The organism is Micromonospora sp. NBC_00617, assembly GCF_045161355.1.
In the GTDB taxonomy this organism is placed as follows: Bacteria; Actinomycetota; Actinomycetes; order Mycobacteriales; family Micromonosporaceae; genus Micromonospora.
This window is the reverse complement of the sequence record NZ_CP107751.1, coordinates 6,596,638-6,610,974: the sequence shown is the minus strand read 5'-3', so window position 1 is coordinate 6,610,974 and position 14,337 is coordinate 6,596,638. Positions and strand designations below refer to the sequence as shown.

11 protein-coding genes and 1 tRNA gene are annotated in these 14,337 nt (G+C 68.6%); all 12 read right to left on the bottom strand.

Annotated features, from left to right (window positions below):
- Nucleotides 1-43 precede the first annotated feature (43 nt).
- Nucleotides 44-3,931, bottom strand: a complete 3,888-nt coding sequence (locus tag OG505_RS30670) for a DNA-directed RNA polymerase subunit beta' (RefSeq protein WP_405429473.1) — start codon at nt 3,929-3,931, stop codon at nt 44-46.
- Between the two features lie 80 nt (nt 3,932-4,011).
- Nucleotides 4,012-7,443, bottom strand: a complete 3,432-nt coding sequence (locus OG505_RS30665) for a DNA-directed RNA polymerase subunit beta (protein WP_405429472.1) — start codon at nt 7,441-7,443, stop codon at nt 4,012-4,014.
- Nucleotides 7,444-8,016: 573 nt separating this feature from the next.
- The gene (gene rplL, locus OG505_RS30660; protein WP_007465324.1) at nt 8,017-8,400 is read right to left on the bottom strand and encodes a 50S ribosomal protein L7/L12; all 384 of its coding nucleotides are present in this window, start codon (nt 8,398-8,400) and stop codon (nt 8,017-8,019) included.
- 52 nt (nt 8,401-8,452) lie between these two features.
- On the bottom strand, nt 8,453-9,001 hold the full coding sequence (gene rplJ, locus OG505_RS30655) for a 50S ribosomal protein L10 (protein ID WP_405429471.1): 549 nt from the start codon (nt 8,999-9,001) through the stop codon (nt 8,453-8,455).
- Between the two features lie 339 nt (nt 9,002-9,340).
- Nucleotides 9,341-10,030, bottom strand: coding sequence for a hypothetical protein (locus OG505_RS30650; RefSeq protein WP_405429470.1), 690 nt, complete (start codon nt 10,028-10,030; stop codon nt 9,341-9,343).
- A complete protein-coding gene (locus OG505_RS30645; protein ID WP_405429469.1) occupies nt 10,027-10,881 on the bottom strand; it encodes an ATP-binding cassette domain-containing protein in 855 nt (284 codons plus the stop codon). The genes OG505_RS30650 and OG505_RS30645 overlap by 4 nt, the downstream gene beginning before the upstream one ends.
- Nucleotides 10,882-10,962: 81 nt before the next feature.
- Nucleotides 10,963-11,679: a 50S ribosomal protein L1 gene (gene rplA / locus OG505_RS30640; RefSeq protein ID WP_405429468.1), complete on the bottom strand. Its 717-nt coding sequence runs from the start codon at nt 11,677-11,679 to the stop codon at nt 10,963-10,965.
- 76 nt (nt 11,680-11,755) lie between these two features.
- The gene (rplK, locus tag OG505_RS30635) at nt 11,756-12,187 is read right to left on the bottom strand and encodes a 50S ribosomal protein L11 (protein WP_405429467.1); all 432 of its coding nucleotides are present in this window, start codon (nt 12,185-12,187) and stop codon (nt 11,756-11,758) included.
- A 186-nt stretch (nt 12,188-12,373) separates the two neighbouring features.
- Nucleotides 12,374-13,096, bottom strand: coding sequence for a transcription termination/antitermination protein NusG (gene nusG, locus OG505_RS30630; protein WP_234583445.1), 723 nt, complete (start codon nt 13,094-13,096; stop codon nt 12,374-12,376).
- A 41-nt stretch (nt 13,097-13,137) separates the two neighbouring features.
- Complete coding sequence (secE, locus tag OG505_RS30625; protein ID WP_405434820.1) at nt 13,138-13,530, bottom strand: preprotein translocase subunit SecE; 393 nt, start codon at nt 13,528-13,530, stop codon at nt 13,138-13,140.
- 212 nt (nt 13,531-13,742) lie between these two features.
- Nucleotides 13,743-13,815 (bottom strand) — tRNA-Trp (locus tag OG505_RS30620).
- Between the two features lie 129 nt (nt 13,816-13,944).
- Nucleotides 13,945-14,337 (bottom strand): MaoC family dehydratase, encoded by a 393-nt coding sequence (locus OG505_RS30615; protein ID WP_405429466.1) that lies wholly within the window; start codon nt 14,335-14,337, stop codon nt 13,945-13,947.

Sequence of the window (14,337 nt, the reverse complement as noted above, 5' to 3'; positions counted from 1 at the left end):
CGAGGCCCCCGGCAGGTGCCGGGGGCCTCGTCGGTGTCGGTGCTTAGCGGTACGACCCGAAGTCGAAGTCGTCCAGCGGCACAGCCTGCCCGCTGGCCGGCCCGAACCCGTAGTCGGTCTCCGGGTAACCGGTCATCGAGTAGACCTTGGCCTTGGCCTCCTCGGTCGGCTCGACCCGGACGTTGCGGTACTTGCTGATGCCCGTACCGGCCGGGATGAGCTTACCGATGATCACGTTCTCCTTGAGGCCGACCAGCGAGTCGCTGCGCGAGTTGATCGCAGCGTCGGTCAGCACCCGGGTGGTCTCCTGGAAGGAGGCCGCGGAGAGCCAGGAGTCGGTGGCCAGCGAGGCCTTGGTGATACCCATCAGCACCGGACGGCCGGCGGCGGGCTCGCCACCCTCCGACACGAGTCGGCGGTTCTCCGACTCGAACAGCGCCCGGTCGACGAGCACACCCGGCAGGAACTCGGTCGAGCCGGAGTCGATGACCGTCACCCGCTTGAGCATCTGGCGGATGATGATCTCGATGTGCTTGTCGTGGATGAGCACGCCCTGCGAGCGGTAGACCTCCTGGACCTCCTGGGTCAGGTGGACCTGGACCGCACGCGGACCGAGGATGCGCAGCAGCTCGTGCGGGTCGATGGTGCCCTCGGTGAGCTTCTCGCCGACCTCGACGTGACCGCCGTCGTGGGTACGGAGCTTGACCCGCTTCGAGATCTTGTCGTACACGATCTCTTCGCTGCCGTCGTCCGGCACCACGATGATCTTCCGCGAGCGCTCGCCGTCCTCGATCCGGATCCGGCCAGGGGTGTCGGCGATGGGCGCCTTACCCTTCGGGACCCGAGCCTCGAAGATTTCCTGGACACGCGGCAGACCCTGGGTGATGTCCTCACCCGCGACACCACCGGTGTGGAAGGTACGCATCGTCAGCTGCGTGCCCGGCTCACCGATGGACTGGGCGGCGATGATGCCGACAGCCTCGCCGATGTCGACCGACTTGCCGGTCGGCAGCGAACGGCCGTAGCAGGCCGCGCAGACGCCCAGCTTCGACTCGCAGGTGAGCACGCTGCGCACCCGGACCGTCTCCACGCCAGCGGCGACGATCTTGTCGACCCCGATGGAGTTGATGTCCTGGCCGCGCTCGGCCACCACGGTGCCGTCCGGCCCCTTGATGTCGTCGGCCAGGGTCCGGGCGTGCACGCTGGTCTCGGCGTGGGTGTGGACGACGAGCTTGCCGTCCAGCTTCTCGCCGATCTGCATCGGGATCGCCCGGTCGGTGCCGCAGTCCTCCTCGCGGATGATCACGTCCTGGGAGACGTCCACCAGACGACGGGTCAGGTAACCCGAGTCGGCGGTCCGCAGGGCGGTGTCCGCGAGACCCTTACGGGCACCGTGCGTGGAGATGAAGTACTCCAGCACGGACAGACCCTCCCGGTAGCTGGCCTTGATCGGCCGCGGGATGATCTCGCCCTTCGGGTTGGCCACCAGACCACGGATCGCCGCGATCTGCCGGAGCTGGAGCAGGTTACCGCGGGCACCCGAATTGATCATCTTCCACAGTGGGTTCTCCTGCGGCAGCGCGGTGTCCATCTCCTTGGCGACCTCGTTGGTCGCCTTGGTCCAGATCTCGATGAGTTCGCCGCGACGCTCCTCGGCGGTCATCAGACCACGCTGGTACTGCTTGTCGATCCGGTCGGCTTCCTTCTCGTACTTCGCCAGGATCTCCGCCTTACGCGGCGGAGCGATGACGTCCTCCATGCCGATCGTCACGCCGGACCAGGTGGCCCAGTGGAAACCGGCCTCCTTGAGCCCGTCCAGGGTGGCGGCCAGCGCCACCTTGGGGAAGCGCTCGGCGAGGTCGTTGACGATCGCGGAGAGCTGACCCTTGCGGATTTCGTAGTTCACGAAGCGGTAGCCCTGCGGCAGCGTCTCGTTGAACAGCACCCGACCCAGGGTGGTCTCCACGGTCAGCGGGTCACCCTCGACCCAGCCCTCCGGGGCGGTCCACTTCTCGGCACCGGCGCCATTGTCGACCTCGGTCACGCCACGCAGGCGGATCTTCACCGGCGCCTGCAGGTGCAGCTCGCCGTTGTCGAACGCCATCCGCGCCTCGGCGTCCGAGCTGAACGCCCGGCCCTCGCCCCTCTCACCGTCGGTGAGGTGGGTGAGGTGGTAGAGGCCGATGACCATGTCCTGCGTGGGCATGGTGACCGGCTTGCCGTCGGCCGGCTTGAGGATGTTGTTCGACGACAGCATCAGGATCCGCGCCTCGGCCTGGGCCTCGGCGGACAGCGGCACGTGCACCGCCATCTGGTCACCGTCGAAGTCGGCGTTGAACGCGGTGCAGACCAGCGGGTGGATCTGGATCGCCTTGCCCTCGACCAGCTGCGGCTCGAAGGCCTGGATGCCCAGCCGGTGCAGGGTCGGCGCCCGGTTGAGCAGCACCGGGTGCTCGCCGATGACCTCTTCCAGCACGTCCCACACGACCGGGCGCTGACGCTCGACCATCCGCTTGGCGGACTTGATGTTCTGCGCGTGGTTGAGGTCGACCAGCCGCTTCATCACGAACGGCTTGAACAGCTCCAGCGCCATCTGCTTGGGCAGACCACACTGGTGCAGCTTGAGCTTCGGGCCGACCACGATGACCGAACGGCCGGAGTAGTCGACGCGCTTGCCCAGCAGGTTCTGGCGGAACCGGCCCTGCTTGCCCTTGAGCATGTCGGACAGCGACTTGAGCGGGCGGTTACCCGGACCGGTGACCGGCCGGCCGCGACGGCCGTTGTCGAACAGCGCGTCGACGGCCTCCTGGAGCATCCGCTTCTCGTTGTTGACGATGATCTCGGGTGCGCCGAGGTCGATCAGTCGCTTGAGGCGGTTGTTCCGGTTGATCACGCGGCGGTACAGGTCGTTCAGGTCGGAGGTCGCGAAGCGGCCACCGTCGAGCTGCACCATCGGGCGCAGGTCCGGCGGGATGACCGGCACGCAGTCCAGCACCATGCCGAGCGGCGAGTTGCGGGTGTTCAGGAACGCCGCCACGACCTTGAGCCGCTTGAGCGCCCGGATCTTCCGCTGACCCTTGCCGGACCGGATGGTCTCCCGCAGGCTCTCGGCCTCGGCGTCGAGGTCCATGTTCTGGACCAGCGCCTTGATCGCCTCCGCGCCCATGGAACCGGTGAAGTACTCACCGAACCGGTCGCGCAGCTCGCGGTAGAGCAGCTCGTCGGTGACCAGCTGCTTCGGCTCCAGCTTGCGGAAGGTGTCCAGCACCTCGTCCAGGCGGTCGATCTCGCGCTGGGCCCGGTCGCGGATCTGGCGCATCTCGCGCTCTCCGCCCTCCTTGACCTTGCGCCGAACGTCCGCCTTGGCACCCTCGGCCTCCAGCTCGGCCAGGTCGGCCTCGAGCTTGGCGGCCCGCTTCTCGATCTCCGAGTCGCGGCTGTTCTCGGACTGCCGCTTCTCGGCCAGGATCTCGTTCTCGATCGTCGAGAGGTCACGGTGACGCGACTCGGCGTCCACGCTCGTCACGACGTACGAGGCGAAGTAAATGATCTTCTCGAGATCCTTGGGAGCGAGGTCCAGCAGGTAGCCCAGCCGACTCGGAACGCCCTTGAAGTACCAGATGTGGGTCACCGGAGCGGCGAGCTCGATGTGCCCCATCCGCTCACGACGGACCTTGGAGCGAGTCACCTCGACGCCGCAGCGCTCACAGATGATGCCCTTGAACCGGACGCGCTTGTACTTACCGCAGTAGCACTCCCAGTCCCGCTGCGGACCGAAGATCTTCTCGCAGAAGAGCCCGTCCTTCTCCGGCTTCAGGGTGCGGTAGTTGATCGTCTCAGGCTTCTTGACCTCGCCGTGCGACCACTGACGGATGTCGTCAGCGGTGGCGAGACCAATGCGCAGCTCGTCGAAGAAGTTGACGTCGAGCACTCTGTCCCCTATGTCGTCGTCTGTACTGCTAATTCTCGGGTGGGGTCGGGGGCCGGCTCGCCGGCCCCCGACCGCTCACCTCAGACCTCTTCGACCGAGCTCGGCTCGCGCCGGGACAGGTCGATGCCCAGCTCCTCGGCGGCCCGGAACACCTCGTCGTCGGTCTCGCGCATTTCCAGGGCCACACCGTCGCTGGAGAGCACCTCAACGTTGAGGCACAGCGACTGCAGCTCCTTGAGCAGCACCTTGAACGACTCCGGGATGCCCGGCTCCGGGATGTTCTCGCCCTTGACGATGGCCTCGTAGACCTTCACCCGGCCGAGCACGTCGTCGGACTTGATCGTGAGCAGCTCCTGCAGGGCGTAGGCAGCGCCGTACGCCTGCATCGCCCAGCACTCCATCTCACCGAAGCGCTGACCACCGAACTGCGCCTTACCACCCAGCGGCTGCTGCGTGATCATCGAGTACGGACCGGTCGAACGAGCGTGGATCTTGTCGTCGACCAGGTGGTTGAGCTTCAGGATGTAGACGTAGCCGACCGCGATCGGGTCCGGCAGCGGCTCGCCGGAACGACCGTCGAACAGCTGCGCCTTGCCGGTACGCCCGATCAGCTGCTTGCCGTCCCGGTTGGGCAGGGTCGACTCGAGCAGACCGGAGATCTCCTCCTCGCGGGCACCGTCGAAGACCGGGGTGGCCACGTTGGTGTCACCCTCGGACTCGTGTGCGTCGATCGAGCGGAGCTGACGCTTCCATTCGGCGTCGTCACCATCGACCTTCCACCCGGTCTTGGCGACCCAACCGAGGTGGGTCTCCAGCACCTGGCCGATGTTCATCCGGCTCGGCACGCCGAGCGGGTTGAGCACGATGTCGACCGGGGTGCCGTCCTCAAGGAACGGCATGTCCTCGATCGGCAGGATCTTCGAGATGACACCCTTGTTGCCGTGCCGGCCGGCGAGCTTGTCGCCGTCCTGGATCTTGCGCTTCTGGGCGACGTAGACCCGGACCAGCTCGTTCACACCCGGCGGCAACTCGTCGCCGTCCTCACGGGAGAACGTGCGCACACCGATGACCGTGCCGGTCTCGCCGTGCGGCACCTTCAGCGAGGTGTCCCGAACCTCACGCGCCTTCTCACCGAAGATCGCGCGGAGCAGCCGCTCCTCCGGGGTCAGCTCGGTCTCACCCTTGGGCGTGACCTTGCCGACCAGGATGTCGCCGGGGACGACCTCGGCGCCGATCCGGATGATGCCGCGCTCGTCGAGGTCAGCGAGCATTTCCTCGCTGACGTTCGGGATGTCGCGGGTGATCTCCTCCGGACCGAGCTTGGTGTCCCGGGCGTCGACCTCGTGCTCCTCGATGTGGATCGAGGTGAGCACGTCCTGCTGCACGAGGCGCTGCGACAGGATGATCGCGTCCTCGTAGTTGTGGCCCTCCCAGCACATGAACGCCACCAGCAGGTTGCGTCCGAGCGCCATCTCGCCCTCGTCGGTGCACGGACCGTCGGCGATGACCTGACCGGCCTCGACGCGGTCGCCCTCGAAGACCACCGGCTTCTGGTTGACGCAGGAGCCGGCGTTGGAGCGGCGGAACTTGTGCAGCAGGTACGTCCGGCGGTGACCGTCATCCTGGTGGATGGTGACGTAGTCGGCGCAGAGATCCTCGACCACACCGCCGACCTCGGCGACCACCACGTCGCCAGCGTCGACCGCGGCCCGGTACTCCATGCCCGTACCCACGAGCGGCGCCTCGGCCTTGACCAGCGGCACCGCCTGGCGCTGCATGTTCGCGCCCATCAGTGCCCGGTTGGCGTCGTCGTGCTCGAGGAACGGGATCATGGCGGTCGCGACCGAGGTCATCTGCCGGGGCGAGACGTCCATGTAGTCGACGGCGCCGGGGATGACGTCCTCGGTCTCGCCGCCCTTACGACGGCAGAGCACCCGGTCCTCGGCGAACGTGCCGTCCGCCTTCAGCCGCGCGTTGGCCTGGGCCTTGACGAACCGGTCCTCCTCGTCCGCGGTCAGGTAGTCGATCTGGTCGGTGACCCGGCCGTCGATGACCTTCCGGTACGGCGTCTCGATGAAGCCGAACGGGTTGACCCGGGCGAAGGTGGACAGCGCGCCGATCAGGCCGATGTTCGGGCCTTCCGGCGTCTCGATCGGGCACATCCGGCCGTAGTGGGACGGGTGCACGTCGCGGACCTCGAAGCCGGCCCGCTCCCGGGACAGACCACCCGGGCCGAGCGCGCTCAGCCGACGCCGGTGGGTCAGGCCCGCCAGCGGGTTGGTCTGGTCCATGAACTGGGACAGCTGCGACGTACCGAAGAACTCCTTGATCGCCGCCACCACCGGGCGGATGTTGATCAGGGTCTGCGGGGTGATCGCCTCGACGTCCTGCGTGGTCATCCGCTCGCGGACGACCCGCTCCATGCGGGAGAGGCCGACCCGAACCTGGTTCTGGATCAGCTCGCCCACGGTGCGCAGACGACGGTTGCCGAAGTGGTCGATGTCGTCGGCCTCGTAGCCGTCCTCACCGGCGTGCAGCCGGCACAGGTACTCCACGGTGGCGACGATGTCGTCCTCGGTCAGCGTGCCGGTGGTGATCGGCACCTCGACTTCGAGCTTCTTGTTGAACTTGTAACGCCCGACCTTGGCGACGTCGTACCTCTTCGGGTTGAAGAAGAGGTTGTCGAGCAGGGTCTGGGCGTTCTCGCGCGTCGGCGGCTCGCCAGGGCGCAGCTTGCGGTAGATGTCGAGCAGCGCCTCGTCGGCGCCGGCGATGTGGTCCTTCTCGAGCGTGGTCATCATCAGCTCGGACCAACCGAACCGCTCACGGATCCGCTCGGCCGACCATCCGATGGCCTTGAGCAGGACCGTGACGGCCTGCCGACGCTTGCGGTCGATGCGAACGCCGACCGTGTCGCGCTTGTCGATGTCGAACTCCAGCCAGGCACCCCGACTCGGGATGACCTTGACGCTGGAGAGGTCGCGGTCGGAGGTCTTGTCCGGCTGCTTGTCGAAGTAGACGCCCGGGGACCGGACGAGCTGGCTGACCACGACGCGCTCGGTGCCGTTGATGACGAAGGTGCCCTTGGGCGTCATCATCGGGAAGTCACCCATGAACACCGTCTGGCTCTTGATCTCGCCAGTGGTGTTGTTGGTGAACTCCGCGGTCACGAAGAGCGGAGCGCAGTAGGTCAGGTCCTTCTCCTTGCACTCCTCGATCGAGGCCTTGACCTCGTCGAAGCGCGGCGCCGAGAAGGAAAGTGACATGGTGCCGGAGAAGTCCTCAATGGGACTGATCTCTTCAAGGATCTCCGCGAGACCCGAGCGTGCGTGCGGGTCGTCCGCCGACCGGCCCTGCCAAGCCTCGTTGCCGACGAGCCAGTCGAAGGACTCGTTCTGGATGGCAAGGAGGTTGGGGACCTCGAGGTGTTCGGTGATCCTGCCGAATGAAACTCGGCGGGGAGCGAATGCGCTCGACGTACGACTGGTCTTCGCAGGGCGGGAAGCTGCCAAGATGCGTCCTTCCGAGGACCGGTGCTGCAGAACGGCTGGTACGCGTGCACTCCAATGACCCCACCAGAAATATCCGTAAACGGACATTTCCGAGCAGGGGTCAAGTCGGAAGGCAGCGCAAACTAGCAGTGTAGCCGAGAGGCTAACCGCTGTCCAGCCCACCCCGCAGGTCGTTCGCGGAACGCGCCTCGGCCCCCGTAAACCGGGGTCTGCCGGGCCGCTCAGAACGCAACGTCCCCACTGGGCCGCTCGGGTTGCCGCGGCCGATGGTGCGGCCGCTGTCATTACCCACGTCGTGGCCGTCGCAAGCGCGGTGTCTTGCTGGTGTTCAGCGTGCCTGGCAGCCCGGGGCCGCGTCAAGGGCCGGTATCCGGGTCGTCGGTTCTTTCCCACCTGCGGGCGACCGGGGCGGCTCGTCCCCAGGTCTCGCATCGACCATCGAAGCCCAGCTCAGGACGGTTGTCGCCCGGTCCACGAAACACGGCGGGCAGCGATCCGTGTCGGATCACCGCCCGCCGCGGCGCGATCGTGTCCCGGCTCACTGAGCCGGGCACGCGCAGGTGAAACGTCAGGTCACTTGAGGGTGACCTTGGCGCCCTCACCCTCGAGCTTCGCCTTCGCCTTCTCGGCGGTCTCCTTGTTGACCTTCTCCAGGATGGCCTTCGGCGCGGACTCGACCGCGTCCTTGGCCTCCTTGAGGCCCAGGCCGGTCAGCTCACGCACGACCTTGATGACCTGGATCTTCTTGCCACCGTCAGCCTCGAGGACGACGTCGAACTCGTCCTTCTCCGGCTCGGCCTCGGCGGCGGCCGGGGCGCCACCGGCGGCGGCAACCGCGACCGGAGCCGCGGCGGTGACCTCGAAGGTGTCCTCGAACTGCTTCACGAACTCGGAGAGCTCGATCAGCGTCATCTCCTTGAACGCGTCGAGCAGCTCGTCGGTGCTGAGCTTCGCCATGTCTGGCGTCCTTTCTAAAGGTTGTCTAAGAACGTCGTGCGTCGAGGCGGCCTCAGGCCGCCTCGGCGCCCTCCTGCTCGCGCTTCTTGTCCGCCAGGGCGGCCGCCGCGCGGGCGGCCTTGGAGAGCGGAGCCTGGAACAGGGCCGCGGCCTTGCTCAGGTTGCCCTTCATCGCGCCGGCCAGCTTGGCCAGCAGCACCTCGCGGGACTCCAGGTCGGCGAGCTTCGTGACCTCGGCCGCGGAAATGGCCCTGCCCTCGAAGACACCGCCCTTGATGACGAGCTTCGGGTTGGCCTTCGCGAAGTCGCGAAGCCCCTTCGCCGCCTCGACGACGTCGCCCGAAACGAAAGTCAGCGCGGTAGGACCGGTGAACAGCTCGTCGAGGCCGTTGATGCCCGCGTCCGTCGCGGCACGCTTCGCCAGCGTGTTCTTCGCGACCGTGTAGCTGGTCTCGGCACCGAGCGTGCGCCGAAGCTGGGTGAGCTGGGAAACCGTCAGACCGCGGTACTCGGTCAGCACGGTGGCGCCCGCGTTGCGGAAGCTCTCGGTCAGCTCAGCGACGGCCGTGGCCTTGTCGGCCCGGATCGGCTTGTCCGCCATGTCCCTCCTCTCTCGTTACTCGAGGCTGGTCCCCGACACGGCCGAAGCCGGAGCGGGGGCGGAGGCAGCACGACAACGAAAAGCCCCGGCGCAGGGCGCACGGGGCGAGGGCCGGCGGATCGTCACGGTCGGCGGACCATGCTCACTGCCGAGTTACGCTTGCCGCCCTACGCGGGTCGCCCGTTGTCGCGGGACCTTCGACCGTGCCGGAGCACGGTGACCAGCGGTCTCTGGGTGGTTCCTCATCCATGGAAACACGGATGACGGTTGAAGAGTACGCGCCCCCACTACCAGCGCCAAATCGCCCCCGGTGAGCCGGCTCACACCGGCCGTGGCTGGTCAGCCCTGGGCCCGCCGCCGCCACAGGTAGCCGACGGTGACCGCCGCGGTCCACGCCAACGCCCAGAGCGTGAGCCCGAGCAGGGTCAGCGCGGCGGCGTCACCCGCGGTCGTCCGCGCGGTGGCCATGATCGGCGGCACCAGCCAGGGCGCCACCGAACCGCGCAGACCGAGCGCCACCGCGCCGACACCGCCGAGCGCCAGCACCGCCACGCCGTACGCGGCCCCGCCCACCGACGCCCGGCTGGCCAGCGCACCGAGGGCAACCGCCGCGGGTACGGCCAGCAGGTGCGCCCACAGCCCCAGCGCGATGCCGACCGGCACCGACCGGTCCCCCGGCTCGACCGGGCCGGTGACCCCGCCCACCAACCAGGGGAAGAGCAGCGCGACCGCAACCGCGACCAGCGCCGCCACGCCGGCGGCCAGGAGTCCGGCCAGGCGTTCGCGGGCCACCCCGATCGTCACCTGGGCGAGCCGGCGCTGCACGTCCGGCTCGATGTCCAGCAGGATCCTGGTCTGCCAGGCGAGCACCGGGAAGAGCACCACGGCCGAGACACCGTACGCCTCCGCAGGCTGGGACCGGCCGCCGCCGTAGAGCGTGCCGAGCACGACGAGACCCGCGAGCAACGGCGCCAACGCTCGACCGGTCCGCAGGAAACCCGCCAGCCGCATCCGCACCAGGGCGCTCACCGGGCCTCCCCCGCTGCCTGCTCGATCGCGCCCGCGCCCTCGGGCTGGTGGAGAGCCGGCTCACCGGCCGGCCGCAGCGGTGCAGCCGCGGGCCCGGCCTGCGGTGCGGTGGTGGAGGTGTCGGCGCGTACCCGAAGAATCTGGTGGCCCTCGGCGCGCAACCGGGCGACGGTGCTGGCGACCCGCGCGGCCGGCACCGCGACCTCGACCACCGCGATGGCCTCCTCGTCGGTCGGCGCGGTCTCCTCGGTCAGCGAGCCGGCGGCCACCGACCAGCGGCGTGCGGCCGGCAGCCGGACCGTCTCCCCGCGGTGGTCGCTGACCAGGACCGTGCCGCCGTCGGCCAGCACCTCGTCGATCAGCTCGGGAACCAGCTCGCGGGTCGCGGCGTCGAGGCCCTCCCACGGCTCGTCGAGCACCAGCAGGCCGGGCGGTCGCAGCATGGCCTGGGCGAGACCCACCTTCTGCGCGGTGCCCTTGGACAGCTCCGGAAGCCGCACCGAGCTGAACGCGCCCAGGCCGAGCCGCTGCGTCCAGGTGGTCACCGCCTCGTCGGCGGCCGACCGCCCCAACCCGGCCACGCGGGCCATGCCGGTCAGGTAGCGGGAAACGGTGAACGGCTGGTCGGCCGGGAAACGCTCCGGGACCCAGCCCACCCGGGCCGGCCGGTCGACGACCCGACCCCGGCCCGGCCGCAGCACCCCGGCGGCCACCTGGAGCAGCGTGGACTTGCCCACCCCGTTGCGGCCCAGGACGACCGCGACCTCACCCGGACCGATCCGCACGTCCACGCCCCGCAGCACCCACGGACCACGCCGGTGGTACCGCAACCAGACGTTCTCCAGCCGCATGCGGTCGAGCTTGCCACACCACAGACGCGCCGGGGCGCCGCCACGATCGTGGCGGCGCCCCGGTACGAGCGAGCTGTCGGCTCAGGCCTCGGCCTGGTCCTCGCGGAGGTTCTTCACCAGGTTCGGGTCGACCGGAACACCCGGGCCCATGGTGGTGGTGAGGATGACCTTGCGGAGGTACTTGCCCTTGGCCGCGGACGGCTTGGCGCGCAGCACCTCGTCGAGCACCGCCGCGTAGTTGTCCACCAGCTGGGTCTCCGTGAAGGAGGCCTTGCCGATGATCAGGTGCAGGTTGGAGTGCTTGTCCACCCGGAAGGTGATCTTGCCGCCCTTGATGTCCTGCACCGCCTTGGTGACGTCCATGGTCACCGTGCCGGTCTTCGGGTTCGGCATGAGACCGCGCGGGCCCAGGATCCGCGCGATCCGGCCGATCTTGGCCATCTGGTCCGGCGTGGCGATCGCCGCGTCGAAGTCGAGCCAACCACCCTGGATGCGGGCGACCAGCTCGTCGGTGCCCACCTCGTCCGCACCCGCCGCGGCGGCCTCCTCGGCCTTCGCGCCACCGGCGAACACGATCACGCGGGCGGTCTTACCGGTGCCGTGCGGCAGGTTGACCGTGCCGCGGACCATCTGGTCCGCCTTGCGGGGGTCGACGCCGAGGCGCATGGCGACCTCGACCGTGGCGTCGAACTTGACGTTGGTGGTCTCCTTGGCCAGCTTCACGGCCTCGGCGGGGGTGTACAGCTTCGACCGGTCGATGACGTCGGCGGCCTTGCGGTAGCTCTTGCTGCGCTGCATTGCTGATTACTCCTGTGGTCTCTGGCGGGCCGCTCGGCGCGGCCCTCCCACGATCGGGTCGTCGGCAGGGCCGACGTCAGTCGTTGACGGTGATGCCCATCGACCGGGCGGTGCCGGCGATGATCTTCTCGGCCTGGTCCACGTCGTTGGCGTTGAGGTCGGCCATCTTCTTCTCGGCGATCTCACGCAGCTGGGCGCGGCTGACCGAGCCGACCTTCTCGCTGTGCGGGACGCCGGAACCCTTCTGCACACCGGCGGCCTTGATCAGCAGCCGGGCGGCGGGCGGGGTCTTCAGCACGAAGGTGAAGGACCGGTCCTCATACACGCTGATCTCGGCGGGGACGATGTCGCCCCGCTGGGATTCGGTCTGCGCGTTGTAGGACTTGCAGAACTCCATGATGTTCACGCCGTGCTGGCCGAGCGCGGGGCCGACCGGCGGCGCCGGCGTGGCCTGGCCCGCCGGCAGCTGAAGCGTGAACGTCTTGACGAGCTTCTTCTTCGGAGGCATGTCACTTCCTGGGGCTTGGAGCAGGGAAAATGCGGCTGACGCCACCGCGAGGGCGCGCACGGTCAGCGCGACGCGACAACGGCGACGTTCAAGGGTAGCGCAGGCCGCAGCCCGCTCGTCCGCCGAGGTCGAGCGGGAGGGCGAACGCCGACGTCGGCGGCGGGACGACCCGCCGCCGACGACCGGTCAGATCTTGGCGACCTGGTTGAAGTTGAGCTCCACCGGGGTCTCCCGACCGAAGATCGACACCAGCACCTTGAGCTTCTGCTGGTCGGCGTTGATCTCGCTGATCGTGGCCGGCAGCGACGCGAACGCGCCGTCGGTGACGGTGACCGAGTCGCCGACCTCGAAGTCGAGGACCTTGATCTCCGGCTTGGCCTTCTTCTGCTCGGTCTCGACGGCCGGCGCCAGCCACTTCAGCACCTCGTCGAGGGAGAGCGGCGCCGGCCGGTCAGCCCGGTCGGTCGCGCCCACGAAGCCGGTCACGCCCGGGGTGTTGCGGACACACGAGTAGGACTCGGCGGTCAGCTCCATCCGGACGAGGATGTAGCCCGGGAAGACCTTGGCCTGGATCTGGGAACGCTTACCGTTCTTGACCTCGACCTCTTCCCGGGTCGGCACCTCGACCTGGTAGATGAAGTCCTCCATGTCGAGGCTCGTGATCCGGGTCTCGAGGTTGGTCTTCACCTTGTTCTCGTAACCGGCGTACGAGTGCACCACGTACCAGTCACCCGGGGCGTAGCGCAGCTTCTGCCGCAGCTCGGCGACCGGGTCGTACTCCTCGTCCGGCGCGGGCTCGGTGGTGGGGAACTCCGGCTCGCTGGCGGCCTCAACCGACTCGTCACCAGCCGCCGTCGCGACCGTGGACTGCTCGTCCACCGGTCCGGCGGTCTCGTCGTACTCAGGCACGCTCGCTCACTTCCGTCACTATCGGCTCTGGAGGCAGCCGGTCAGTCCGAGTTGCCGAAGACAAACAACACGACCTTGGCGAACCCGTAGTCCAGCAGGGCCACGATCGTCAGCATCACCGCGACGAACGTCACCACCACTCCGGTGTAGGTCAGCAGCTCCTTGCGCGTCGGCCAGATGACCTTACGCAGTTCGGCAACGACCTCGCGGAAAAACCGGGCGATGCGGCCGAACACGCCCACCCGACCGGTTTCCGACCTCGTGGTCGGTCGGCTGTCCGCCGATTCCGCCCGGGCGCGGGACCGCGTCGCGGTGCCTCCCCGGGAAACCGGCTCGTCCGCGCCGGAGGCGTCGTCGTCGGCTACGTCGTCGACGATCTCGTCGTCCAGACGATCGTCGCCGGCGTCCTCGCCGCGCCGCTTGTTGTCGGCCACTTCGCCCTCCGTCGCGGAATCTCGGGTCGCACGCCGGGTGGCGTGCGCGGCGCTGGTCACGCCGGCCGGGCCCAACCGTCCCGCGACGGGCCGCGGCCGGTGGATCAACCGGGGTGCCCGAATGCCTCGGACCCACCCCGCCGATGCCACCACCACGGGCCGGACGCCGCCTTGCGGCGGCGCGACCCACGGGAACGGTCAGGCCTGAGGCGCAGGGGTGACAGGACTTGAACCTGCAGCCTGCGGTTTTGGAGACCGCTGCTCTGCCAATTGAGCTACACCCCTGTGCGGCAACACTCGCCCCACGCGGTCACAGACGACCGTGCAGGGGTCACTTGCCCCACGGCGGACCAGTGTACGGGTAGGCACCCGACTTTCCCAACCGGTCTCCCCGCCACGCGTGGCGGACCCGGTTCAGCGCGCGGTCCGGATGGTCGCCCGTGCCTGCGAGAGCACCTTCTCCCCCAGACAGGTCGCGGTCACATCGAGCCGGGTGAGACCCTCCTCGGTCACCTCACGGACCCGCGCCGTCACCTCGATCTCGGTCCCCTGGTCGTCGTCCGGGACCACCACCGGCCGGGTGAACCGAACCCCGTACTCGACCACCGCGTCGGGCGCCCCGGCCCACTCGGCGACCGCCCGACCGACCAGGGCCATCGTGAACATGCCGTGCGCGATCACCCCGGGCAGCCCCACCTTCGTGGCGACCCGGTCGCTCCAGTGGATCGGGTTGAAGTCACCCGAGGCGCCGGCGTAGCGGACCAGGTCCGCCCGGGTCACCCGGAACGTCTTGGCTGGCAGCTCCAT